Origin of the sequence: Scandinavium sp. NPDC088450 (genome assembly GCF_044900545.1) — a bacterium.
Taxonomy (GTDB): Bacteria; Pseudomonadota; Gammaproteobacteria; order Enterobacterales; family Enterobacteriaceae; genus Scandinavium.
Genome location: NZ_JBJDNI010000022.1, coordinates 40,130 through 63,476, shown reverse-complemented (window position 1 = coordinate 63,476; position 23,347 = coordinate 40,130). Strand labels below are relative to the sequence as shown.

The following is a 23,347-nucleotide window of genomic DNA, read 5'->3' as shown; positions in this document are numbered from 1 at the left end:
GCCAGAGCGAGGTTCGGAAATGTTTAAGTTCGTGTCGTAGTGACCACTCTTAACACGATAATCTAAAAACTACAGACCGCACTAGCGTTTATTTGACTGTTTTCCACACACACAACCGGGTCCATTTCCAGCGGAATATCCAGCATCGAGAGGCACCCTTCAATGAAACCCTATGCCATCTGTATTTCAATGCTGATCTGCTTTTCGCTTTTCTTCCAGTACTTCGCCATTTGACGCTTTGAAACCCGGTAGATGTAGTGCACGACCAGGAGCTGATAATCGTATGGCCTCTTTCTGTTCAGGCACGACATACACCCCTCGATTACCAGCCCATCATCATCGGTGCACTGGAGACGAGTTTTACCGGTTTGCGGCAGCAGCCCTTTAAACCCCGCGGCAATCGGCGAATAATCAACCGCACATGAGTCACTCGCGGCCCATGCCCCCACAAATCTAAAACTTTCTGCATATCACGCATTGCTCATCTCCATACACTTACGCTTTAACTATTACGCCGATCGTCAACGCCCGATCCAGAAAACGAAACAGCAGCTCCAGCTGCGTGCCATGCTTCTGCTCGAACGCCGCTACATCAGCATGCAATTTGTCGTGACACTCTCTGCACAGAGGAATCACAAACAGGTCGTGGGCTTTGGTGGCTGTACCGCCGAGGCCATGACCGAGAACATGATGTGGATCATCGGAAGGTCTCCGACATCCAGAACAGGGCTGAGCTTTGACCCAGCGGGTATATTCCGCAAAGGCTGGACGACAATCGCAATTTAAGAATGTGTTAAATCCAGCCTCTGTGCAGCGTTTGTTAAACGCTGCGACTATATAAGCACATTTCTACATATTGGCGCGTTTCGTAAATTCTGAACGAGGGCGGATATTTTTGTGAAAATAAATAAATCTAGTCATAGCAAGATCATGAATTGGCAGGTAGGTCGATAAAATAAAGTTTGGTTATACGCACTAATTTAAAACGAGGATAAATTGAGCAGGTGGTAATTTAAAAATCAGGCAATGCACTGAGAAAATTACACAAACATACGAAATTCTCTCAGCTAAATAAAATTATTAAACCTCTGGACCGAAACCTGCCATAATTCAGTTCATGCCATATTTAATGAAAGCCAGGTTAACTAATCCGAAAGTACGATAACTTCCCCCGGGCACTACTTAACCTGGCTTAGCGACGCTTAGAAAGATGATGAACTATGCTTCAATCGCAGTAGAGGACTATCTGAACAGGGAACCTTCGGTATAACTGATTTTAGATTCTTAGGGGGGTCTATGGTCTATTTACTTCGTCTTTTTATAGCAATCATGTTCCTCATATGCCCTTTGACAACCTTCGCTGTACCGCTTCAAGTTATCGCTGTCGATCCTGTCTTAGGGCCTATTTGCCAAGGCCCACTAGGACCAGGCCAATGTGCCGCTGTTCAAAACTATATTCAGATGCAACAGCAGCCTGTGCAATCCCAGCTGCAGGTAATAGGGAGCCAACCGGGGATCGGGCCTATTTGTGCTGGGCCATTAGGTCCCGGCCCATGCGCTGCGATACAGCAATATCTTCAGATGCAGCAGTCAAATGCTATGGCACCCCAAACGTTAAATGTCATTAATACTGTACCTAATGTGGGCCCAATCTGTAGCAGTCCGAATGGACCTATGCCTTGCAACCTTGTTCAACAGCAAGCACTAGATCAATTTCATGGAGTTCTTCCGGCTCCAATTTCTACTGCTAATAAATCCCCACAAGATCTCGCGATCGAGTGTGCCCGTAATTATCAGCTAGATACATCAGCGTTTATAGGGTGTGTTGGTCAGCAAGTCATTTTGCCTGAAAAGCAACAGCAAGTTCTCGATTGTGCCGTTAGTAACAAAACTGCTCAAGAATTTGCAAATTGTGCAGCATCGAAGTTAGGTATCTCACTTACCCACGATCAAGAGATTGCTGTGAGCTGCGCACAAGACTCGGAGGGAGATGCCGTAGACTTTGTAACGTGTGCAGGCGATAAATGGGCAGATAAAAATGTAAAGCTACCAGCTCGTGAACGCAAACTACTTACTTGTGCCCGCAACAGTGAAGGCTCAGATGATTTTCTCACATGTGCTTCTAATGAATTAGGTGATAATTTATCCAATGAGCAACAGGCCATTATAAAGTGTGCTCAAGAGTCTAATGGTTCCCAATCAGACTTCTTAAGCTGTGCTGGTGAAGGTTGGATAAGTAAGAATCTCAGTAATGACCAGAAAGCTGCTCTCCGTTGCGCACGAGATAGTTCCGATACGTCAGATTTTGCTACATGTTCAGCAGATTATTTGCTCGGAGAAAATGCAAGTAGAGAGCAAAAGGTAGCACTCAGATGTGCTGCGCAATCTGGTGGTGATGCAACTCAGATGGCAAGCTGTGCCGGCGCAAACATGTTTAATTTACAGCTTAATCCTGAACAGCAAATTGCAGTGCAATGTGTTGTGCAAACAGGTGGACAACCTTATGCTGCGGCTGGATGTATGGCCACCCGGTTAACGGCCCGCGAGCTTGTAAAATGTGTAACAGACGGATTTGGTGGTGACGGTTGCTTCGGGGATAGTAACGATTTAGTCGGTAAAAATGGATGGGTTGCCAGAAATATGGGGCAGATTGCAGGGGGGCCAAATTCTGTTATCAACAACCCCGATCAGATATGGGGGGGGAGCAACTCTTTCCTCCGTAATCCGAATCAGATTTTTGGCGGGTCGAACTCATTCATTCGTAACCCAGTACAAATTTGGGGGGGCAACAATTCTATCTTCAATAATCCAGGTCAACTCGTCCCCAAACCTATACAAGTGGGAACTGTTGGTGATACCCGGATATGCATCCCCTGGTGTTAGTAAAGGTGAATCCCAAACGTGCGCAAACATACGGCGAAGTTCTATGACTAAGTAAGCCCTTAATGACTCACTGATTGCTGTGTGGAAGTAATGTTGCTTTTATGTCTTACAACGTCCAAAAATTAAGTATCTCTCCCCCATGACGTGAGAAGGATTTTATGAACGGCTTAAGGGCATTTTTTGAAGGGGTTTTGATAACTTATTTTGATAACTGTTAGCAGGCTACCCAAACAAAACGGGAGCGTTAAGCTCCCGTTAATAGATTCAACAATCTATATAATTACATGTTCGCGATAATCGCGTCACCAAACTCTGAACATTTCAGCAGCTTAGCGCCTTCCATCAGACGTTCGAAGTCATAGGTCACGGTCTTGGCCGCAATCGCGCCTTCCATGCCTTTAACAATCAGGTCTGCGGCTTCGAACCATTCCATGTGACGCAGCATCATTTCTGCGGACAGGATCACGGAACCTGGGTTCACTTTGTCCTGACCAGCATACTTAGGCGCTGTGCCGTGGGTGGCTTCGAACAGGGCGCACTCATCACCGATGTTCGCGCCTGGTGCGATACCGATACCACCGACCTGTGCGGCCAGGGCATCAGAGATGTAGTCGCCGTTCAGGTTCATACAGGCGATGACGTCGTACTCTGCCGGACGCAGCAGGATCTGCTGCAGGAACGCATCGGCGATAACGTCTTTGATGATGATTTCTTTGCCGGTTTTCGGGTTCTTGATCTTCTGCCACGGGCCGCCGTCGATCAGCTCACCGCCGAATTCTTCTTTCGCCAGCTGGTAACCCCAGTCTTTGAAAGCGCCTTCGGTGAACTTCATGATGTTGCCTTTGTGAACCAGAGTCACAGAGTCGCGATCGTTGGTGATAGCGTAGTCAATCGCGGCACGCACCAGACGCTTGGTGCCTTCTTCTGAACATGGCTTGATGCCGATACCGCAGTGTTCAGGGAAGCGAATTTTCTTCACGCCCATCTCTTCACGCAGGAATTTGATCACTTTTTCTGCATCAGCAGAGTCCGCTTTCCATTCGATGCCCGCATAGATGTCTTCGGAGTTTTCACGGAAGATAACCATGTCAGTCAGTTCCGGGTGTTTCACCGGGCTTGGGGTACCCTGGTAGTAACGTACCGGGCGCAGGCAGACGTAAAGGTCCAGCTCCTGACGCAGAGCAACGTTCAGAGAACGAATACCGCCACCGACTGGCGTGGTCAGTGGGCCTTTGATGGCAACGCGATATTCACGAATCAGATCCAGCGTTTCGGCTGGCAGCCAGACATCCTGACCATAGACATGAGTCGATTTTTCGCCGGTGTAAATTTCCATCCAGGAAATTTTACGCTCGCCTTTGTAGGCTTTCTCTACGGCAGCATTCACGACTTTGATCATCGGCGGAGTCACGTCAACACCGATGCCATCCCCTTCGATGAAAGGGATGATTGGGTTGTGAGGTACGTTGAGTTTGCCGTTTTGCAGGGTGATTTTTTGGCCTTCCGCCGGAACAACTACTTTGCTTTCCATCAACTTCTCCTTCGAGCGCTTCTGGTGATTGCCCGTTCTCTTCGCGTCCTGGGTGCGAAGCTTTTTTACCGCAACGCGAATAAGTGTGAGCAATATTTTTTGTTAATGATTTGTAATGAGCTAGTTGATACTACCTGATTGTTGGGTCCCATGAAAGGTCTTCGTTATTAGGCTATAATGCGGCAATTGACCCAGCCTGAAAATACCATGACGAAAACTTCTTTTAGAAATCACCGGGTTGAGCGATTCAGCTCACGACAAGCCACCAGACAACGTAAAGAAACCCAACCAAAAAGGGTGATTTTGTTCAATAAACCCTACGATGTTTTGCCCCAGTTTACCGACGAGGCCGGGCGCAGCACGCTGAAGGACTATATCGACGTGCAGGGTGTGTATGCGGCAGGTCGTCTGGACCGCGACAGCGAAGGATTGTTGGTGCTGACCAACGACGGTGCGTTACAGGCCAGGCTGACTCAACCGGGCAAGCGCACGGGGAAAATCTATTTCGTTCAGGTGGAAGGCGCGCCGGATGAAGCCGCACTGACTGCCTTACGTACGGGTGTGACGCTGAACGATGGCCCAACATTGCCTGCAGGTATTGAACTGGTCGAAGAACCTGAGTGGCTCTGGCCGCGCAATCCGCCTATTCGCGAGCGTCAAGCCATCCCGACCAGTTGGTTGAAAGTGACATTATATGAAGGGCGGAATCGTCAGGTTCGTCGTATGACAGCGCATGTCGGCTACCCTACCCTGCGCCTGATTCGCTACGCGATGGGCGATTACACCCTGGATAATCTCGCTAACGGCGAGTGGCGGGATGTGACGTCAGAGTAAAACTTTCAGGTCTGCACCGTCCTGAGTGACGTGTGAGACCCGGCTATTCAGAAAAGCATCGCCATCGGGCACCACAATCTCTAGCTCTTCTTTGAATCGCGCTGAATGCAGTAAAAAATCGGCGCTGGTTGGATTGCTGGCGATGGGGATATTCCACACGGTTGCCAGTCGCATCAGCGCTTTGACATCGGAATGATGAGGCACGGCGCTGAGCGGGTCCCAGAAGAAAATGAGAATGTCGATTTGCCCGGTGGCAATCAAATACCCCAATTGCTGGTCGCCACCAATCGAGCCGCTCATCAGGCTGAGCACCGACAAACAGGTCTGGCTTTGTAGCAATCGGCCTGTTGTTCCGGTGGCATAAATGACATGATCGCTAAGAGACTGTTGATTCGCCGTCGCCCAGTTCAGCAGCGACGCTTTGCAGGGATCGTGTGCTACCAGCGCAACACGTTTACGAACGGGCATGGTGCGAGTGGTCAGTTGCATGATTCAACCCTCTGAACGCGTGTTCGGTCGAACACCCGACTGAAGTATAGTGGTCAGATTAAAATGTGATCCATATCAAATAAATATAATCACCCACCGTTACCAGGAGCCACAATGTTTAAACCGCACGTTACCGTCGCCTGCGTTGTTCACGCCAAAGGCAAGTTCCTGATTGTTGAAGAAACCGTGAACGGAAAAGTCAGCTGGAATCAGCCTGCCGGGCATCTCGAAGCAGATGAAACGCTGGTGCAGGCCGCTGAACGCGAGCTGTGGGAAGAAACCGGCCTCCGCGCCACGCCCCAAAACCTGGTTCGTATGCATCAATGGATTGCCCCCGATCAGACGCCCTTCCTGCGCTTTTTATTCTCGATAGAACTTAACGATATGTGCGCTACTGAACCCCACGACGACGACATCGATCGGTGTTTGTGGCTGAGCGCGGAAGAAATCCTTACCGCCTCTCACCTGCGTTCGCCGTTAGTGGCTGAAAGTATTCGCTGCTGGCAAAGCGGGCAGCGCCTGCCGCTGGAGATTATCGGCGAATTTAACTGGCCTTTCACAAAGGGTGATCACACCGGGGCTGCGTGATAGAATACGCCGCCTTGAAGTTCAATGTCGTGAGTATTCCAATGTCTGAAAGCCCAAAAAAAGTGATCGTCGGGATGTCCGGCGGTGTCGATTCCTCCGTTTCTGCTTACCTGCTGCAACAGCAGGGCTATAAAGTAGAAGGCCTGTTCATGAAGAACTGGGAAGAGGACGACGGCGAGGAATATTGTACTGCTGCCGCGGATCTGGCAGATGCCCAGGCCGTGTGCGATAAGCTCGGCATTGAGCTGCACACCGTTAACTTTGCCGCAGAGTACTGGGATAACGTCTTTGAGCTCTTCCTCGAAGAATACAAAGCGGGCCGTACGCCCAACCCGGATATTCTGTGCAACAAAGAAATCAAATTTAAAGCCTTCCTCGAATTTGCTGCCGAAGATTTAGGTGCTGATTATATTGCCACCGGCCACTACGTGCGCCGTGCTGACGTCAACGGCAAAAGCCAGCTTCTGCGCGGCCTGGATGGCAATAAAGACCAGAGCTATTTCCTCTATACGCTTGGTCACGAGCAAATCGCCCAGAGCTTGTTCCCTGTTGGCGAACTGGAAAAGCCTGAAGTCCGCCGCATTGCCGAAGAGCTCGATCTCATTACTGCGAAGAAAAAAGATTCCACCGGTATCTGCTTCATTGGTGAGCGCAAATTCCGCGAGTTCCTTGGTCGCTATCTGCCCGCCCAGCCAGGTAAAATCGTTACCGTCGACGGCGACGTGATTGGTGAGCATCAGGGTCTGATGTATCACACTCTCGGCCAGCGTAAAGGCCTGGGCATTGGCGGCACCAAAGACGGCAGCGAAGAGCCGTGGTACACCGTTGATAAAGACGTCGAGAACAATATTCTGGTAGTGGCGCAAGGTCATGACCATCCTCGCCTGATGTCTGTAGGGCTGATTGCCCAGCAGTTGCACTGGGTCGATCGCGAACCACTGACCGGCACTCTGCGTTGCACCGTGAAAACCCGCTACCGTCAGACAGACATTCCGTGCACCGTCACCGCACTGGATGAAGACAGAATTGAGGTTCGCTTTGACGAGCCCGTTTCCGCCGTAACGCCAGGCCAGTCTGCTGTGTTCTACAGCGGTGAAGTGTGCCTCGGTGGCGGCATTATTGAGCAGCGCCTGCCGCTGCCCGTTTAAGACTTACACGGCACACCGAAAGGAGTTTTAGTGGCGAAGAACTATTATGACATCACGCTGGCGCTGGCCGGGATTTGCCAGTCAGCTCGTCTGGTTCAGCAACTGGCGCATCAAGGGCATTGCGATAGCGACGCCCTGCACGTCTCGCTGAACAGCGTTATCGATCTCAACCCGGATTCCACTCTGGGTGTCTTCGGTGGCAGTGAAGCCAATCTTCGCCTCGGTCTGGAAACCCTGCTCGGGGTGCTGAACGCCAGCAGTCGCCAGGGCCTGAACGCTGAACTGACGCGTTATACCTTAAGCCTGATGGTGCTGGAGCGTAAGCTGGCTGCCGCCAAAGGTGCGATGGATACGCTCGGCGATCGCATTAACGGCCTGCAGCGCCAGCTGGATCATTTTGATTTGCAGTCTGAAACGCTGCTGAGCGCCATGGCGGCTATTTATGTCGATGTGGTTAGCCCACTTGGACCGCGTATTCAGGTCACCGGCTCCCCTGCTGTGCTGCAAAGCCCGCAGGTGCAGGCCAAAGTTCGCGCCAGCCTGCTCGCCGGTATTCGCGCCGCCGTGCTGTGGCACCAGGTCGGCGGTGGCCGTCTGCAACTGATGTTTTCTCGTCATCGCCTGACCACTCAGGCCAAACAAATTCTTGCTCATTTAACTCCGGAGTTGTGATCTATGGAATTATCCTCACTGACCGCCGTTTCCCCTGTCGATGGACGCTACGGCGATAAAGTCAGCGCGCTGCGCGGTATTTTCAGCGAATACGGTTTGCTGAAATTCCGTGTGCAAGTAGAAGTACGCTGGCTGCAAAAATTAGCCGCGCACGCAGCGATCAAGGAAGTTCCTGCTTTTGCTGCCGACGCAAACGGTTTCCTCGATAAAATCGTCGCTGACTTTAACGAAGAAGACGCTGCGCGTATTAAAACCATCGAGCGCACCACCAACCACGACGTCAAAGCGGTTGAGTACTTCCTGAAAGAGAAAGTGGCGGAAGTCCCTGCCCTGCATGCCGTGTCTGAATTCATTCACTTTGCCTGCACCTCTGAAGACATCAACAACCTCTCCCACGCGCTGATGCTGAAAACCGCGCGTGATGAAGTGGTGCTGCCTTACTGGCGCAAACTGATTGATGCGGTTAAAGATCTCGCCGTGCAGTACCGCGATATCCCTCTGCTTTCACGTACGCACGGCCAGCCAGCCACGCCGTCCACCATGGGCAAAGAAATGGCTAACGTGGCTTATCGTCTGGAACGCCAGTATCGCCAGCTGAACCAGGTGGAGATCCTCGGCAAAATCAACGGTGCGGTGGGTAACTATAACGCCCACATCGCCGCGTACCCGGAAGTGGACTGGCACCAGTTCAGCGAAGAGTTTGTCACTTCCCTGGGCATTCAGTGGAACCCGTACACCACGCAGATTGAACCGCACGACTACATCGCTGAGCTGTTTGACTGCATGGCGCGCTTTAACACCATCATTATCGATTTCGATCGTGATGTATGGGGTTACATCGCCCTGAACCACTTCAAACAAAAAACCATCGCCGGTGAAATTGGTTCGTCCACCATGCCGCACAAAGTTAACCCGATTGACTTCGAAAACTCCGAAGGCAACCTGGGGCTCTCTAACGCCGTGCTGCAACACCTGGCGAGCAAACTGCCGGTTTCCCGCTGGCAGCGTGATCTGACCGATTCCACCGTGCTGCGTAACCTCGGCGTGGGTATTGGCTACGCACTGATTGCTTATCAGTCCACCCTGAAGGGCGTAAGCAAACTGGAAGTGAACCGCGATCGTCTGCTGGCGGAACTGGACAGCAACTGGGAAGTGCTGGCTGAGCCTATTCAGACCGTGATGCGTCGCTACGGCATCGAAAAGCCGTACGAGAAGCTCAAAGAGCTGACCCGCGGCAAACGCGTTGATGCAGAAGGTATGAAGCAGTTTATCGACAGCCTGGCCGTGCCAGAGCACGAAAAAGCTCGCCTGAAAGAAATGACTCCAGCCAACTACATTGGCCGCGCGATCACTATGGTCGACGAACTGAAGTAAGTTGTCTCGCCTCTCTTTCCTGCTCAGATGGGAAAGAGAGGCCCTGCCTCCCCTGTTTATCTGATGTTTATCCCCGCCCCCGCATAATCGCGTTAAACTATTCAAATCGAAAATGAAAGGGAGTCCCCCTCATGCGCGTACTCGTTGTGGAAGACAATGCTCTTTTGCGTCACCACTTAAAGGTTCAGCTTCAGGAACTCGGCCACCAGGTTGATGCGGCGGAAGATGCTAAGGAAGCGGATTACTATCTGGGTGAACATGTGCCGGATATCGCGATTGTCGATCTCGGTTTGCCGGACGAAGACGGCCTGACCATGATTCGCCGCTGGCGCAGTCACGACATTTCAGTGCCCGTGCTGGTGCTGACGGCGCGTGAAGGCTGGCAGGATAAAGTCGAAGTCTTAAGCGCGGGCGCCGATGATTACGTCACCAAGCCCTTCCATATTGAAGAAGTTGCGGCCCGCATGCAGGCTTTGCTGCGCCGGAACAGCGGCCTGGCTTCTCAGGTGATTACGCTGCCACCGTTCCAGGTTGATCTCTCGCGCCGCGAACTGTCGGTGAATAACGAAGTGATTAAGCTGACCGCGTTTGAATACACCATCATGGAAACGCTGATTCGCAACAACGGCAAAGTTGTCAGCAAAGACTCCCTGATGCTGCAACTCTATCCGGATGCTGAATTGCGCGAGAGCCACACCATCGACGTGCTGATGGGGCGCTTACGGAAGAAAATCCAGGCGCAGTATCCTCAGGATGTGATCACCACCGTGCGAGGCCAGGGCTACCTGTTCGAACTTCGCGGATGAAAAAAATGCTCAGGCACTTGCTACCGCTCTCTCTGCGCGTCCGCTTTTTGCTGGCGACAGCCGCCGTTGTGCTGGTGCTGTCACTGGCGTATGGCATGGTCGCACTGGTGGGTTACAGCGTCAGCTTTGATAAAACCACCTTCCGCTTACTGCGCGGCGAGAGCAACCTCTTCTACACCCTCGCCCGCTGGGAAGATAACAAGCTCAGTATCAAAATCCCGGATAACCTGAATCTGCAAAGCCCGACGATGGCGTTAATCTACGACAAAGAGGGGCATTTGATGTGGACGCAGCGCGATCTTCCCTGGCTGCAAAAACGCATCAATCCAGACTGGCTCAAAAGCAACGGCTTTCATGAAATCGAGGCCGACGTGGGCTCATCCAGCATGCTTTTGCGTAACGATCACGAAGTGATGCGTCAACTGGATGAGATTCGCCAGCAGGACGACAGCTCAGAGATGACCCACTCTGTGGCGGTGAATATCTACCCGGCCACCGCGCGAATGCCGCAGTTGACGATTGTGGTGGTGGATACCATTCCTATCGAACTTAAGCGTTCGTATATGGTATGGAGCTGGTTTATCTACGTGCTGGCAGCCAACCTGCTGTTGGTCATTCCTTTGCTTTGGGTGGCGGCCTGGTGGAGTTTGCGGCCTATCGAGTCTCTGGCGAAAGAAGTGCGTGAGCTTGAAGAACATAACCGCGAAACGCTGAACCCTGAAACCACACGCGAACTGACGCATCTGGTGATGAACCTCAACCGCTTGCTGAAAAGCGAGCGTGAACGCTACGACAAATACCGAACCACGCTCACCGACCTGACTCACAGCCTGAAAACGCCGCTCGCTGTGCTGCAAAGCACCCTGCGTTCACTACGCGGCAATAAGCTGAGCGTCGAAGAGGCTGAACCGGTGATGCTGGAGCAAATTAGCCGTATTTCCCAGCAAATTGGCTATTACCTGCATCGCGCCAGCATGCGTAGCGGCAATATGCTGTTAAGCCGTGAACTGCATCCGGTCGCGCCGTTGCTTGATAACCTGACGTCTGCTTTGAACAAGGTCTATCAACGCAAAGGGGTCAATATCACGCTGGATATTTCGCCGGAGATTAGCTTCGTTGGCGAGCGCAATGACTTTATGGAAGTGCTGGGCAACGTGCTCGACAACGCCTGTAAATATTGTCTGGAATTTGTCGAAGTCTCTGCCCGCCAGACCGATGAACATCTGCACATTATTGTGGAAGACGACGGCCCGGGCATTCCCAACAGCAAACGGGATATGGTGTTTGACCGTGGACAAAGGGCTGACACGCTGCGTCCGGGTCAGGGCGTTGGGCTCTCTGTCGCCAGGGAAATTGTTGAACAGTACGAGGGCAAAATTTTGCCGGGAGACAGCCCTCTCGGCGGGGCGAAAATGGAAGTCATCTTCGGTCGCCAGCATCCGGAAACCAAAGAATCATAAGTCACTTATTTTACCGCCGCCTGCATCGCCTGGCGGCGGTATCCGTTATAATCCGAACAGAAACCTGCCTGTGGAATAAAACATTATGGATTATCACTTATCGCTTAACTGGCCTGACTTCATCGAACGCTACTGGCAAAAACGCCCGGTGGTGCTGAAGCGCGGCTTTACTAACTTCGTTGATCCGATTTCGCCGGATGAACTGGCAGGCCTTGCCATGGAAGACGAAGTGGACAGCCGACTCGTCAGCCATCACGAAGGCAAATGGCAGGTCAGCCACGGTCCTTTCCAGAGCTACGATCACCTCAACGAGAATAACTGGTCGCTGCTGGTGCAGGCCGTTAACCACTGGCATGAGCCCACCGCCGCGCTGATGCGCCCTTTCCGCGCTCTGCCCGACTGGCGCATAGACGATTTGATGATTTCCTTCTCCGTCCCTGGCGGTGGTGTAGGCCCGCATCTCGATCAGTATGACGTGTTCATTATTCAGGGCACCGGCCGCCGTCGCTGGCGTGTGGGTGACAAAGTGCCGATGAAACAGCACTGCCCGCACCCGGATTTGCTGCAAGTCGATCCGTTCGATGCCATCATCGATGAAGAGATGGAGCCAGGCGATATCCTCTATATTCCACCAGGATTCCCGCATGAAGGCTACTCGCTGGAAAACTCGCTGAACTACTCCGTCGGCTTCCGCGCGCCAAGCGGCAAAGAGCTTATCAGCGGCTTCGCCGATTACGTCCTGCAGCGCGAGCTGGGTACACATCGTTATACCGACCCTGATGTCGAGACACGCGCCCATCCGGCCGATATTCTGCCGCAGGAGCTGGATAAACTGCGCGAGATGATGCTTGGCCTTATCAACCAGCCGGAGCACTTCAAACAGTGGTTTGGTGAGTTTGTCAGCCAGTCTCGTCATGAGCTGGATGTCTCCCCGCCGGAGCCGCCGTATCAGGCCGATGAGATCTATGACGCGCTGCAACAAGGTGACAAACTGGTTCGCCTCGGCGGTCTGCGCGTACTGCGCATTGATGGCGAAGTGTTCGTCAATGGCGAGAAAATTGACTCTCCGCACCGCCCGGCACTGGATGCACTCGCCAGCCACATTGTGCTGACAGCAGAACAGTTTGGCGACGCGCTGGAAGATCCTTCCTTCCTGGCAATGCTGGCCGCGCTGGTCAACAGCGGGTATTGGTTCTTTGAGGATTAATTGAAAAGAAGCCCGGTGGTGCAAGCGCCACCGGGCTTCAGAGAAGAAGTTACTTCGCTTTCGCGGTTAATTCCGCAATTCGCACGATCACCTGAACCGCTTTTTCCATCCCTTCCAGCGTCACGAACTCATGCTTACCGTGGTAGTTATAGCCGCCGGTGAAGATGTTCGGGCACGGTAATCCCATGAAGGACAACTGGGAACCGTCGGTGCCGCCGCGAATTGGCTTCATGTCCGGTTCGATATCACAATCTCGCATCGCCTGCTGGGCAATCTCGATAATATGCGGATGCTCCATCACCTTCTCATGCATGTTGTAGTAGCTGTCTTCAATGATGAGTTCGATGTAGCTGTCCGGGTGTAACCCCTTCCCGACTTTCTTGGCGATTTCCATCATCTTGCGCTTGCGGGCTTCGAACTGCTTGCGGTCGAAGTCACGGATGATGTAGTGCATCTGCGCGGTATCGACAGTGCCTTTGATGCTGGTGAGATGGAAAAAGCCTTCGTAGCCGTCTGTCTGTTCAGGGCTCTCTTCGGCAGGGACTTCTGCATGAATGCGGGTTGCCAGCGACAGCGCATTCACCATCACGCCTTTTGCGGTGCCAGGATGCACATTGTTGCCCACAATTTTGATGGTTACCGACGCTGCATTGAAGTTTTCATACTCCAGTTCGCCCACGCCACCGCCATCAACGGTATAAGCCCACTGAGCATCAAAAGCTGGCACATCAAAATGCTTCGCGCCTTTGCCCACTTCTTCATCCGGAGTGAAAGCAACACGAATATCACCGTGCGGAATATTTTTTGATTTCAGCACGGCGAGCGCCGTCATAATTTCCGCCACTCCGGCTTTGTCGTCTGCGCCAAGCAGCGTTTTGCCATCGGTGGTGATAAGCGTCTGCCCAAGCAACTGATGCAACACCGGGAACATCACCGGGGAAAGCACTTCATCGCCAATTCCAAGGGCAATATCACCGCCACGGTAGTTTTCAACGATTTGCGGGTTCACATTTTTACCGCTGAAATCCGGGGACGTGTCCACGTGCGAGATAAACCCAATGGCGGGTATGTCGCCTTGCACATTCGCTGGCAGCGTGGCCATTACGGTGCCCTTCTCGCTCAGACTGACGTTAACCAGCCCCATGTCTTCGAGCTGTTCTTTGAGCAAACGCAGCAGCTTCCATTGCCCTTCAGTGCTCGGCACCTGACGCACGCCAGGCTTCGACTGTGTGTCCAGAGATACGTACTGCAAAAACCGCTCAAGTAATTTATCCATGTCGTCGCCCTCGTTTTTTGTGACAACATTATCAGTAAGCCCCGATCGACAACTCTTGCGTCAGATCACTTTTGTCCCGGCAAACGAGATTTTTTTTCAATCGCAGTGACGATTGGTTTAAAGGTAGCCCACAAGGGCGCAGAATGATTGGCGATTTCAGGGGATTGCCGTAGAATGCCAGCCCTTAATTATGTGTCAAACCTCTAAGGTGGTTAACCACAAACCCCGTAACGACAGCCTTTCGTTACGTCTACATGGGACAGAGTAAAAAATTGAATACACAATCGCGTTCGCTTTCACCGCTGGTACAGTTAGCGGGGATTCGCAAAGGCTTTGATGGTAAAACAGTCATTTCAGATCTCAATCTCACCATCAATAACGGTGAATTCCTTACGCTGCTTGGCCCCTCTGGCTGCGGTAAAACAACCGTTTTGCGTCTTATCGCCGGACTTGAGAACGTCGATACAGGCCGCATTCATCTTGAAGGCCAGGATATCACTGATGTCCCCGCCGAAAACCGCCACGTTAATACCGTCTTCCAGAGCTACGCCCTGTTCCCACACATGAGCGTGTTCGAGAACGTCGCGTTTGGCTTACGAATGCAAAAGACCCCCGCCGATCAGATAACACCGCGCGTGACAGAAGCCTTGCGAATGGTGCAACTGGAAGCGTTCGCGCAACGCAAACCGCATCAGCTTTCTGGCGGCCAGCAGCAGCGAGTCGCCATCGCGCGCGCCGTGGTGAACAAACCCCGCTTGCTTCTGCTGGATGAATCCCTTTCCGCGCTGGATTACAAATTGCGTAAGCAGATGCAAAACGAACTGAAAGCGCTGCAACGTAAGCTCGGTATCACCTTCGTTTTTGTCACCCACGATCAGGAAGAAGCGTTAACGATGTCAGACCGCATTGTGGTCATGCGCGATGGCAAAATCGAGCAGGACGGCACCCCTCGCGAAATTTACGAAGAGCCTGAAAATTTGTTCGTCGCCAGTTTCATCGGTGAAATTAACCAGTTCAGCGCCACGGTGATTGAACGTCTGGATGAACAGCGTGTTCGCGCTAACGTGGAAGGCCGCGAGTGCAATATCTACGTAAACTTTGCCGTCGAGACCGGCCAGAAGCTGAACGTGCTGCTGCGCCCGGAAGATTTGCGCGTCGATGAAATCAATGACGATAACCACATCGAAGGCCTGATTGGCTATGTGCGCGAACGCAACTACAAAGGCATGACCCTGGAATCCGTGGTTGAGCTGGAAAACGGCAAAATGGTGCTGGTCAACGAATTCTTCAACGAAGACGATCCGGATTTTGACCATTCGCTGGATCAGAAAATGGCCATCAATTGGGTTGAAAGCTGGGAAGTGGTGCTGGCTGATGAAGAACACAAGTAAATTCCAGAAGGCGGTGATAGCGACTATTGTCGGTTGGCTTGTGGTGTTTGTGTTCCTGCCCAACCTGATGATTATTGGCACCAGTTTTCTGACCCGCGATGACGCCAACTTCGTCAAGCTGGTCTTTACGCTGGACAACTACTCACGCCTGCTAGACCCCCTCTATTTTGATGTCCTGCTGCATTCGCTGAACATGGCATTGTTGGCGACACTGGCCTGCCTGATCCTCGGGTATCCCTTCGCCTGGTTCCTGGCAAGATTGCCGCAAAAAGTGCGCCCATTGCTGCTGTTCCTGCTGATTGTGCCGTTCTGGACGAACTCGCTGATTCGTATTTACGGGCTGAAGATTTTCCTCAGCACCAAAGGCTATCTCAACGAGTTCCTGCTGTGGCTCGGGGTCATCGACACGCCGATTCGTATCATGTTCACGCCAGGCGCGGTCATCATCGGGCTGGTCTATATCCTGCTGCCGTTTATGGTGATGCCGCTGTATTCCAGCATCGAAAAACTGGATAAACCGCTGCTGGAAGCCGCGAAAGATTTGGGCGCAGGTAAACTGCAGACCTTCATTCGCATTATTCTTCCGCTGACCATGCCGGGCATTGTCGCCGGATGTTTGCTGGTGATGCTCCCTGCGATGGGCTTGTTCTACGTGTCGGATCTGATGGGCGGCGCAAAGAACTTGCTTATCGGTAACGTCATCAAGAGCCAGTTCCTGAATATTCGTGACTGGCCGTTTGGCGCAGCCACCAGCATCACCCTGACGGTGGTGATGGGCCTGATGCTGCTGGTTTACTGGCGTGCGTCGCGTTTGCTGAACAAGAAGGTGGAACTCGAATGATCGGTCGACTGCTTCGCGGCGGTTTTATGACTGCCATTTATGCTTACCTTTATATCCCGATCATTATTTTGATCGTGAATTCATTCAACAGCTCGCGCTTTGGCATTAACTGGCAAGGCTTTACCACCAAATGGTACGGGCTGCTGATGAACAACGACAGCCTGCTTCAAGCCGCGCAACACTCGCTGACCATGGCAGTGCTGTCAGCCACCTTTGCCACGCTGATTGGCTCAATGACTGCTGTCGCGCTGTATCGCTACCGTTTCCGTGGCAAACCTTTTGTCAGTGGCATGCTGTTTGTGGTGATGATGTCGCCGGATATCGTGATGGCGATTTCCCTGCTGGTGCTGTTTATGCTGATTGGCATACAGCTCGGCTTCTGGTCCCTGCTGTTTTCCCACATCACGTTCTGCCTGCCTTTTGTGGTGGTCACCGTCTATTCACGCCTGAAAGGCTTTGATGTGCGAATGCTGGAAGCGGCGAAGGATTTAGGTGCCAGTGAAATGACCATTCTACGCAAAATCATTCTGCCGCTGGCGATGCCTGCCGTCGCGGCGGGCTGGTTGCTAAGCTTTACGCTGTCTATGGATGATGTGGTGGTGTCTTCTTTCGTCACCGGGCCGGGCTACGAAATTTTACCGCTTAAGATTTACTCTATGGTTAAAGTCGGCGTGTCACCGGAAGTGAACGCGCTGGCCACCATTCTGTTAGTGCTTTCTCTGGTCATGGTCATTGCCAGCCAGATTATTGCTCGTGATAAAACGAAATCTCAGGGGACCTCGAAATGAAAAAAATGCTTGCCGCCGCAGCGCTGGTGCTCGGTATGAGTGCCGCGCATGCCGATGACAGCAAAACGCTTTATTTCTACAACTGGACGGAATACGTACCGCCAGGCCTGCTGGAACAGTTCACCAAAGAGACCGGGATCAAGGTGATTTATTCGACCTACGAGTCGAATGAAACCATGTACGCCAAGCTGAAAACCTACAAGCAAGGCGCATACGATTTGGTCGTGCCGTCGACTTACTTTGTCGACAAGATGCGCAAAGAAGGCATGATCCAGAAGATTGATAAGAGCAAGCTGACTAACTTCAGTAACCTCGACCCGGAGATGCTCAACAAGCCATTTGACCCGAATAACGACTACTCGATTCCGTACATCTGGGGCGCAACCGCGATTGGCGTCAACAGCGATGCCATCGACCCAAAAACCGTTACCAGCTGGGCAGATTTATGGAAGCCTGAGTACAAAGGCAGCCTGTTGCTGACCGACGATGCGCGCGAAGTATTCCAGATAGCGCTGCGCAAACTGGGCCTTTCCGGCAACACCACCGACCCGAAAGAAATTGAAGCGGCATATAAAGAACTGCAAAAGCTGATGCCAAACGTGGCGGCCTTCAACTCCGACAACCCGGCAAACCCGTATATGGAAGGCGAAGTGAACCTGGGGATGGTCTGGAATGGGTCAGCATGGGTCGCTCGTCAGGCGGGAACCCCGCTCGATGTTGTTTGGCCAAAAGAAGGCGGCATCTTCTGGATGGATAGCCTGGCGATCCCGGCTAATGCAAAAAACGTCGACGGCGCGTTGAAGCTGATTAACTTCCTGCTGCGCCCGGATGTGGCAAAACAGGTCGCAGAAACCATTGGCTATCCAACCCCAAACCTTGCCGCGCGCAAGCTTTTGGACCCGAAAGTCGCCAATGACAAAACGCTCTACCCGGATGCGGACACCATCAAAAAAGGCGAATGGCAGAACGACGTCGGTGATGCCAGCCGTCTTTATGAAGATTATTACCAGAAGTTAAAAGCGGGACGCTAAACTTCTTTCAGGCGGGGTATTCACTCCGCCTTATCTTCCCTTCAAATTACGTCTTTTTACTTACGCCCTTTCTCCACACGCTGGCTACGCTTGTGATTATTGATTCCTGAGAATTCTGGACGGGCTATGTCGACGGTATGGCTTTTTCTTGAGCTGCTTAATCTGGTTGTCTTTACGCTGTTCATCGTGCCCCGCAGACAGCCTGAGAACGCAAAAGAGTTAATTCCAGCCTCAGCAACAACGATGCTGCGTATCATGTGGCTACTGCCCATTCTGGCCTTTGGATTCAGTTTGTTTATCGCACATCCTGTCATGCCACTGGATTGGGTATGTCTGGCATTGGCCGTCACAGGTACGATTTTGGTGATCAAGGGAAAACGGGATTTGGGGAGTTATCACACCTGGGCTGGGTATTATTTACCGGGTGCGCCAGCGCTGAAACGAGGAATTTTTAGATGGATTGCTCACCCAATGTATACGGGCATCATTCTGGTGATCATTTCTTGTAGTCTGGTGTATCTCACGCGGCTGCCTGGCTACCTCAGCGCCATTGCACTTGCCTGCTGTTTTTATATCGTCAGTTTTCTGCTGATTGTTGCCGGACGAGAAAGCAAACATCTCGCCCGGCAGACCTGAACCTAGACCTCTCCCTCAATGTATTTTGCGAGAGAGGCTGGTGTTTTTAGGACCGTTGCTACATCTGTCGGTGAGATCATGCAGCCAAACTCATCCTGCACTTCCAAAACCACATCGACGGCCAGAATAGAATCCAGAATATCGGACTCAATCAGTTCATCGTGAAATCCAACCTTGCGCGAAAGAACGCGCTCAAACAGAGCAAGAATTTGCTGTTCCATAATCATTCCTGAGAAGCGTTAACAAACGCGGGCTTGCGCGTCGAGTAATTTACGATCCACTTTGCCATTAGGGTTCAGCGGCAATCTGTCTTTAATCACAATCTGGCCCGGTACCATATAAGAAGGCACAACTTTCGCCAGTTCAGATTTGATGGTATCGGCGGCGAGTGTCGTCACACAAAAAGCAACAATGCGTAAGACACCGCCCCCAGGTTTCATTAGCGGCATCACCACCGCTTCCTGAATCTCAGCAATGTTGAGAATCCGGTTTTCTATTTCACTTATTTCAATACGATAACCATTAAGTTTGATCTGGCTGTCGTTACGGCCAGTGCAATATAAATTGCCATTTTCAAACCCGAGATCGCCAGTTCGATAACCACGCCACTGGCTGTCTTGGCGATGCAAAAGCTTTTGCCTGTTCTCTTCCGCCAGTCCGAGGTAACCACGCATGACGTTTTTACCCCAGATAACCAACTCGCCTTCTGAAGTGAGTTCCATCTGCGAGTCAGGCATCATCTGGCCGATGGGTAGAAGATCTGAGTCACTTGCAAGAATGTCATCAGTAATTTCTACCACGGTGGTCGCAATCGTGGCCTCTGTTGGCCCATATGAGTTAATGATTTTCGCCTGTGGGAAGCGTCGGCGCAGTTGTTTAACCAGCGCTTTATTCAGCATTTCGCCGATAAACACAAACACCTGTAACGCCGACAAATAGTCGGCATTAAACTGCGGAGAAAGTAATTTTTGATAAGCAAAAGAAGGCGTTGAAATCCAGGCAGAGACTTTTTTGTTCTTCAATGACACCAACCAATCTTCTGAAGCAATATCCTCTTTCGCGTTTAAAACGATATGGCCTTGTTTTGCCAGATTGGCTAACAGCGGTATCAGGGATAAATCAAAACTGAAAACGGCATGATTCATTAGCACGGGTTTTTCTGGCAGGAAAAAGTTCGATCCCACCCATTGAATAAAACCCCAGACAGACTCTCTGCCAATCTGTACGCCTTTAGGTTTGCCTGTACTGCCAGAAGTAAACATGGTGTAAGCCAGGTCTTGTTGATCTAAAGACTTAGCCGGAATACCCGTTTCAACAAACGCCTGGCGCTCGACGTCATAATACAAAGGAGCACTGGCCAGTTCGCAAATCTCTCTCAGGCGCTCCGATGGGTAAATATAGTCAACGGGAACGTAAGGAATGCGGTGCAATAAGCAGCTATACAGCGCAACAGCAAATTCAGCCTGCTGATGACCATAAAGCACAACCGGTACATTGTGCTGGGGATAATGCTGTTGATAATTTTTTTCCCAACGAATGACCGCTTCCCCTAACTCGTGCCAGGTTAATGCATAATCGCTGCCACTGATAGCAAGCTGATCAGGGCTGTCGGGGTCAAGTAATGTTTTCACCAAATAGGTATTTAAAGCCTGGCTTTCCGTTTGGATATTCATACTGGAGACATCCCGCTAAAGATATAAAGTGAAACCGCAGCGCAAGCTAACGTTACGATCCTGCCGATAAAGGAGACAATAGGGTTTTGAAGAGCGAGTGCTAGCTGCGGTTTTCTTTTGGCCGTCCACAGCAGCATGTTATGGCTCACTGACATCAGACCAAACAGAATGCCGCTGACGACATAGTGCCTTTCCAGTCCATTCCACGCGCCCATGCAAAACAATGTACAAAAAATGCCGATATTCTGTGCCAGTGTTTTGTTCAGACGAAAGAAGTTCAGTCTCAACAAATGCATATAAATCGGCATAAATACAACATCCCTCAGCCACTCAGAAAGGCTGATATGGAAGCGACGCCAGAAATCCTGTGGATTTTTCGCGAGCAATGGCAGGTTAAAGTTTGCCGGGATCGTTAAGCCAAATAAGCGCCCTGCACCGATCGCCATATTGCTGTAACCGGCAAAATCGAAATACAAATAAAAACTGTAAGCCACCGACATCACAATGCCAACAGTCAGGCTAAAAGGCTCATTCTTCCAATAACTTATTATGTAGTGGTCGATCAGCATGGCAAACAGGAACTTCTGCACAATGCCGTATAACACCTGCTGCATTGCCTGCAAAAATAAGTCCGTTGACATAATGAATGCCGGTCTACGGATATCTTTAATCCACGCATTCCAGCGATACATCGGGCCAGCCAGAATCACAAAAGGCATAAACAGATAACAGAAATAGAGGATAAAATCTTTGGTATCCTCTTTCTTACGGTAAAGCAGTACATCAACTGCACGGAAGGTCATAAATGAAAGACCAATCATGCCCCAGTGGTTGTTAAGATGGAGTTTGACCAATACCAACGGCAGTAACGTGAACATAACCGCTTGCCAGGTTTTCAGCCAGCCTTCCTCTTTGAGGATAGCCACTGCATAGAAGGCAAAAAAAACCAGCACCGGCACAGCAAAGTGGCCGCGAAAAATGTGCATCCAGCCAAAAAGTGCGATGACTGAAAGCGACACTAAATAGGTCAACCGATGCTTCAGAAATCGATTAATTCCGGCAAAAGCCAACGCAATTGAAAAAAGACCAACGAAAAATGACGCATTAGAATACATGATTTACACCATCAAAATTGTTGGTATTCAAATTGAGCTTTTAAGTCCATTGAATTGTCCACTGATGACCAGGCAACAATGGTTAGCCCCAGCAGAAGATACAAAATAAAGAGCTTGAGTGCTTTTATGATCATAAGAAGTGCTCGTAGATAAATTTATCCATGGCGACCCAGGCCAGATCGGTCGGATGAATGTAATCACGGTTCCAGCCGTTCTGGTAAGGTTGGTCATACATATCAAAATAGGGGATTTGATTCGCCTTTAACGTTGAAGTGATGATCTCATTGGCCTGTTTAAACCTATCCGCATGAGTGATAGCCCACGGATTAAGAGGATCAACAATTGCCACAACCTGGACATGTCTCTCTTTGAGCATTTTAATCATATTTTTAAAAGCAGCAATTTCACCCCTATCAGGGGAATTCCGATACCACTCTTTTGCTCTGTGCGGGTTATCATAATAACCGGGTTGCACCCAATGATTGGCCGCATTGATCCCTTTGTTATCATTGATAATTTTTGCCTTCTGAGTTTCGAGAGCCCAGTCAGGCTCAGTTTTCAATGTTCCCCACTCAGGCCAGCCATCTCCAGCATTTTCATTGGAATAAAAATGGCGTAGATAAAAATTTTTAACCAGATCGCAAAAACTACTAAACTGATAACTTACTGTTTTATTAATGTCCTGAAAATTCCAACCACGGAGTTGAATTTGTTCGAATGACAAATGATTTATTTTATCCGGATTGGCATTCTGCAGAAAATGTGTAAGTACTGTTCTGATCTCTGAATCAGCCCCTAACCTCTTGAACACAGTACCCGGCAGGTTTCTTGTCAATACAACAGGCGAGAAACTGGTGAAATAAAAACTGTCGGGTGATATCAATAATACAACTCTTGATTTTTCAGATAAATTATCTTTATAGGAAGATAAGATAGAGAACTGAATAATATTTTCGATTGCACTATTACCATAAGCTACCACAGGCTTATGAGTACTTTTGTTAAGATAATTAAAAACTGCATAGGGATCAGTTTGTGAACTGGACACCTCTGATGCCCCTAAAAAGAAAATAGCATTTCCTTGCAACGCATGTGAAATGGTCGCTATTTTTTCATTCTGTTCTTTTTGCGTGCCCTCCATCGTCGTGATCACCGGCATAAAATTCAGAGGCGAATTTACACTGTCAACGAGTGGTGGCAAAGCAAGCACCAAAACAGCACACGCTGCCATTGCCACATGCAATAGAATATTTTTGTTCATGCTCATAATCAAATGAAATGTTAAAAGTTTGTTTATATGCGATTCATGTATTCACAACTGTCCGCATTGATTTTATAGAGAACAGGAATCCTTAGTTAGTTTTCATCATGAAAACATACACTCAATAAAAAAGTAAAGAATAAATTCTCATCTGTTTAGTGTTTATTATAATTCAATTTTTAAGAGCACTTTCATTATCAACCTAATAAATAAATTTACTTAAACAATTAGTCTACAGCCATCATTACAGCACAATAACCCACATAAAACATCACAGCCAGAACAAAAACAACACAAAAAATGAAGATCAGAATTTAAACACTAATCTATAGCTGTTAAAAAA

Annotated in this window: 21 protein-coding genes and 2 pseudogenes; 14 read left to right on the top strand and 9 right to left on the bottom strand. The window is 50.3% G+C overall.

The annotated features are described in order from the left end of the window. Positions 1 to 62: 62 nt before the first annotated feature. Positions 63 to 478 (bottom strand): annotated as a pseudogene (locus tag ACI2I2_RS17855) (antiterminator Q family protein). Between the two features lie 17 nt (positions 479 to 495). Further along, positions 496 to 753: pseudogene (locus tag ACI2I2_RS17850) on the bottom strand (DUF968 domain-containing protein); the annotation flags it as partial. 846 nt (positions 754 to 1,599) lie between these two features. Here ACI2I2_RS17850 and ACI2I2_RS17845 point away from each other — a divergent pair. Beyond that, positions 1,600 to 2,883: a hypothetical protein gene (locus ACI2I2_RS17845; RefSeq protein ID WP_404659100.1), complete on the top strand. Its 1,284-nt coding sequence runs from the start codon at positions 1,600 to 1,602 to the stop codon at positions 2,881 to 2,883. Between the two features lie 280 nt (positions 2,884 to 3,163). On the opposite strand, the gene icd is transcribed toward ACI2I2_RS17845, so the two are convergent. Next, positions 3,164 to 4,414, bottom strand: a complete 1,251-nt coding sequence (icd, locus tag ACI2I2_RS17840; RefSeq protein WP_330981994.1) for an NADP-dependent isocitrate dehydrogenase — start codon at positions 4,412 to 4,414, stop codon at positions 3,164 to 3,166. Between the two features lie 177 nt (positions 4,415 to 4,591). On the opposite strand from icd, the gene rluE reads away from it, so the two are divergent. Then, positions 4,592 to 5,248: a 23S rRNA pseudouridine(2457) synthase RluE gene (gene rluE / locus ACI2I2_RS17835; RefSeq protein WP_404659099.1), complete on the top strand. Its 657-nt coding sequence runs from the start codon at positions 4,592 to 4,594 to the stop codon at positions 5,246 to 5,248. Here the strand turns inward: rluE and ACI2I2_RS17830 are convergent. After that, the gene (locus ACI2I2_RS17830; protein WP_404659098.1) at positions 5,240 to 5,737 is read right to left on the bottom strand and encodes a methylglyoxal synthase; all 498 of its coding nucleotides are present in this window, start codon (positions 5,735 to 5,737) and stop codon (positions 5,240 to 5,242) included. The two genes, rluE and ACI2I2_RS17830, sit on opposite strands and share 9 nt — an antisense overlap. A 114-nt stretch (positions 5,738 to 5,851) precedes the next feature. On the opposite strand from ACI2I2_RS17830, the gene ACI2I2_RS17825 reads away from it, so the two are divergent. The 7 genes from ACI2I2_RS17825 (at position 5,852) to ACI2I2_RS17795 (ending at position 12,992) form a co-directional block, all read left to right on the top strand. Then, positions 5,852 to 6,325 (top strand): NUDIX hydrolase, encoded by a 474-nt coding sequence (locus tag ACI2I2_RS17825; RefSeq protein ID WP_404659097.1) that lies wholly within the window; start codon positions 5,852 to 5,854, stop codon positions 6,323 to 6,325. 41 nt (positions 6,326 to 6,366) lie between these two features. Next, entirely contained in the window at positions 6,367 to 7,473 is a 1,107-nt protein-coding gene (gene mnmA / locus ACI2I2_RS17820; RefSeq protein WP_404659096.1) for a tRNA 2-thiouridine(34) synthase MnmA, read from the top strand. A gap of 30 nt (positions 7,474 to 7,503) precedes the next feature. Next, positions 7,504 to 8,145: a high frequency lysogenization protein HflD gene (hflD, locus tag ACI2I2_RS17815; RefSeq protein WP_330981999.1), complete on the top strand. Its 642-nt coding sequence runs from the start codon at positions 7,504 to 7,506 to the stop codon at positions 8,143 to 8,145. A gap of 3 nt (positions 8,146 to 8,148) precedes the next feature. Further along, positions 8,149 to 9,519, top strand: coding sequence for an adenylosuccinate lyase (gene purB, locus ACI2I2_RS17810; RefSeq protein WP_404659095.1), 1,371 nt, complete (start codon positions 8,149 to 8,151; stop codon positions 9,517 to 9,519). Between the two features lie 131 nt (positions 9,520 to 9,650). Then, positions 9,651 to 10,325: a two-component system response regulator PhoP gene (gene phoP, locus ACI2I2_RS17805; protein ID WP_404659094.1), complete on the top strand. Its 675-nt coding sequence runs from the start codon at positions 9,651 to 9,653 to the stop codon at positions 10,323 to 10,325. Beyond that, positions 10,322 to 11,785: a two-component system sensor histidine kinase PhoQ gene (phoQ, locus tag ACI2I2_RS17800; RefSeq protein WP_404659093.1), complete on the top strand. Its 1,464-nt coding sequence runs from the start codon at positions 10,322 to 10,324 to the stop codon at positions 11,783 to 11,785. Before phoP ends, phoQ begins: the two co-directional genes overlap by 4 nt. Before the next feature lie 85 nt (positions 11,786 to 11,870). After that, positions 11,871 to 12,992, top strand: a complete 1,122-nt coding sequence (locus ACI2I2_RS17795; protein WP_404659092.1) for a JmjC domain-containing protein — start codon at positions 11,871 to 11,873, stop codon at positions 12,990 to 12,992. A gap of 49 nt (positions 12,993 to 13,041) precedes the next feature. Here ACI2I2_RS17795 and pepT read toward each other — a convergent pair whose 3' ends face one another. Beyond that, positions 13,042 to 14,268, bottom strand: a complete 1,227-nt coding sequence (pepT, locus tag ACI2I2_RS17790) for a peptidase T (protein ID WP_404659091.1) — start codon at positions 14,266 to 14,268, stop codon at positions 13,042 to 13,044. Between the two features lie 254 nt (positions 14,269 to 14,522). On the opposite strand from pepT, the gene potA reads away from it, so the two are divergent. From potA to ACI2I2_RS17765, 5 genes are all read left to right on the top strand, one after another. Then, complete coding sequence (gene potA, locus ACI2I2_RS17785) at positions 14,523 to 15,659, top strand: spermidine/putrescine ABC transporter ATP-binding protein PotA (RefSeq protein WP_404659090.1); 1,137 nt, start codon at positions 14,523 to 14,525, stop codon at positions 15,657 to 15,659. Next, positions 15,643 to 16,500, top strand: coding sequence for a spermidine/putrescine ABC transporter permease PotB (gene potB / locus ACI2I2_RS17780; protein WP_404659089.1), 858 nt, complete (start codon positions 15,643 to 15,645; stop codon positions 16,498 to 16,500). Before potA ends, potB begins: the two co-directional genes overlap by 17 nt. Beyond that, the gene (gene potC / locus ACI2I2_RS17775; RefSeq protein WP_404659088.1) at positions 16,497 to 17,288 is read left to right on the top strand and encodes a spermidine/putrescine ABC transporter permease PotC; all 792 of its coding nucleotides are present in this window, start codon (positions 16,497 to 16,499) and stop codon (positions 17,286 to 17,288) included. Before potB ends, potC begins: the two co-directional genes overlap by 4 nt. Next, positions 17,285 to 18,319: a spermidine/putrescine ABC transporter substrate-binding protein PotD gene (potD, locus tag ACI2I2_RS17770; RefSeq protein ID WP_404659087.1), complete on the top strand. Its 1,035-nt coding sequence runs from the start codon at positions 17,285 to 17,287 to the stop codon at positions 18,317 to 18,319. The genes potC and potD overlap by 4 nt, the downstream gene beginning before the upstream one ends. Before the next feature lie 126 nt (positions 18,320 to 18,445). Then, positions 18,446 to 18,955 carry a methyltransferase gene (locus ACI2I2_RS17765; protein ID WP_404659086.1) on the top strand — a complete coding sequence of 170 codons (510 nt, stop codon included), beginning with the start codon at positions 18,446 to 18,448 and terminating at the stop codon, positions 18,953 to 18,955. 2 nt (positions 18,956 to 18,957) lie between these two features. Here the strand turns inward: ACI2I2_RS17765 and ACI2I2_RS17760 are convergent, their stop codons facing one another. The 4 genes from ACI2I2_RS17760 to ACI2I2_RS17745 form a co-directional block, all read right to left on the bottom strand. Further along, a complete protein-coding gene (locus ACI2I2_RS17760) occupies positions 18,958 to 19,176 on the bottom strand; it encodes an acyl carrier protein (protein WP_404659085.1) in 219 nt (72 codons plus the stop codon). An 18-nt stretch (positions 19,177 to 19,194) separates the two neighbouring features. Continuing rightward, entirely contained in the window at positions 19,195 to 20,628 is a 1,434-nt protein-coding gene (locus ACI2I2_RS17755) for an AMP-binding protein (RefSeq protein WP_404659084.1), read from the bottom strand. Next, on the bottom strand, positions 20,625 to 21,743 hold the full coding sequence (locus tag ACI2I2_RS17750) for a membrane-bound O-acyltransferase (protein ID WP_404659083.1): 1,119 nt from the start codon (positions 21,741 to 21,743) through the stop codon (positions 20,625 to 20,627). The genes ACI2I2_RS17755 and ACI2I2_RS17750 overlap by 4 nt, the downstream gene beginning before the upstream one ends. Positions 21,744 to 21,873: 130 nt before the next feature. Beyond that, a complete protein-coding gene (locus tag ACI2I2_RS17745) occupies positions 21,874 to 23,004 on the bottom strand; it encodes a D-alanyl-lipoteichoic acid biosynthesis protein DltD (RefSeq protein ID WP_404659082.1) in 1,131 nt (376 codons plus the stop codon). Between the last annotated feature and the right edge of the window lie 343 nt (positions 23,005 to 23,347).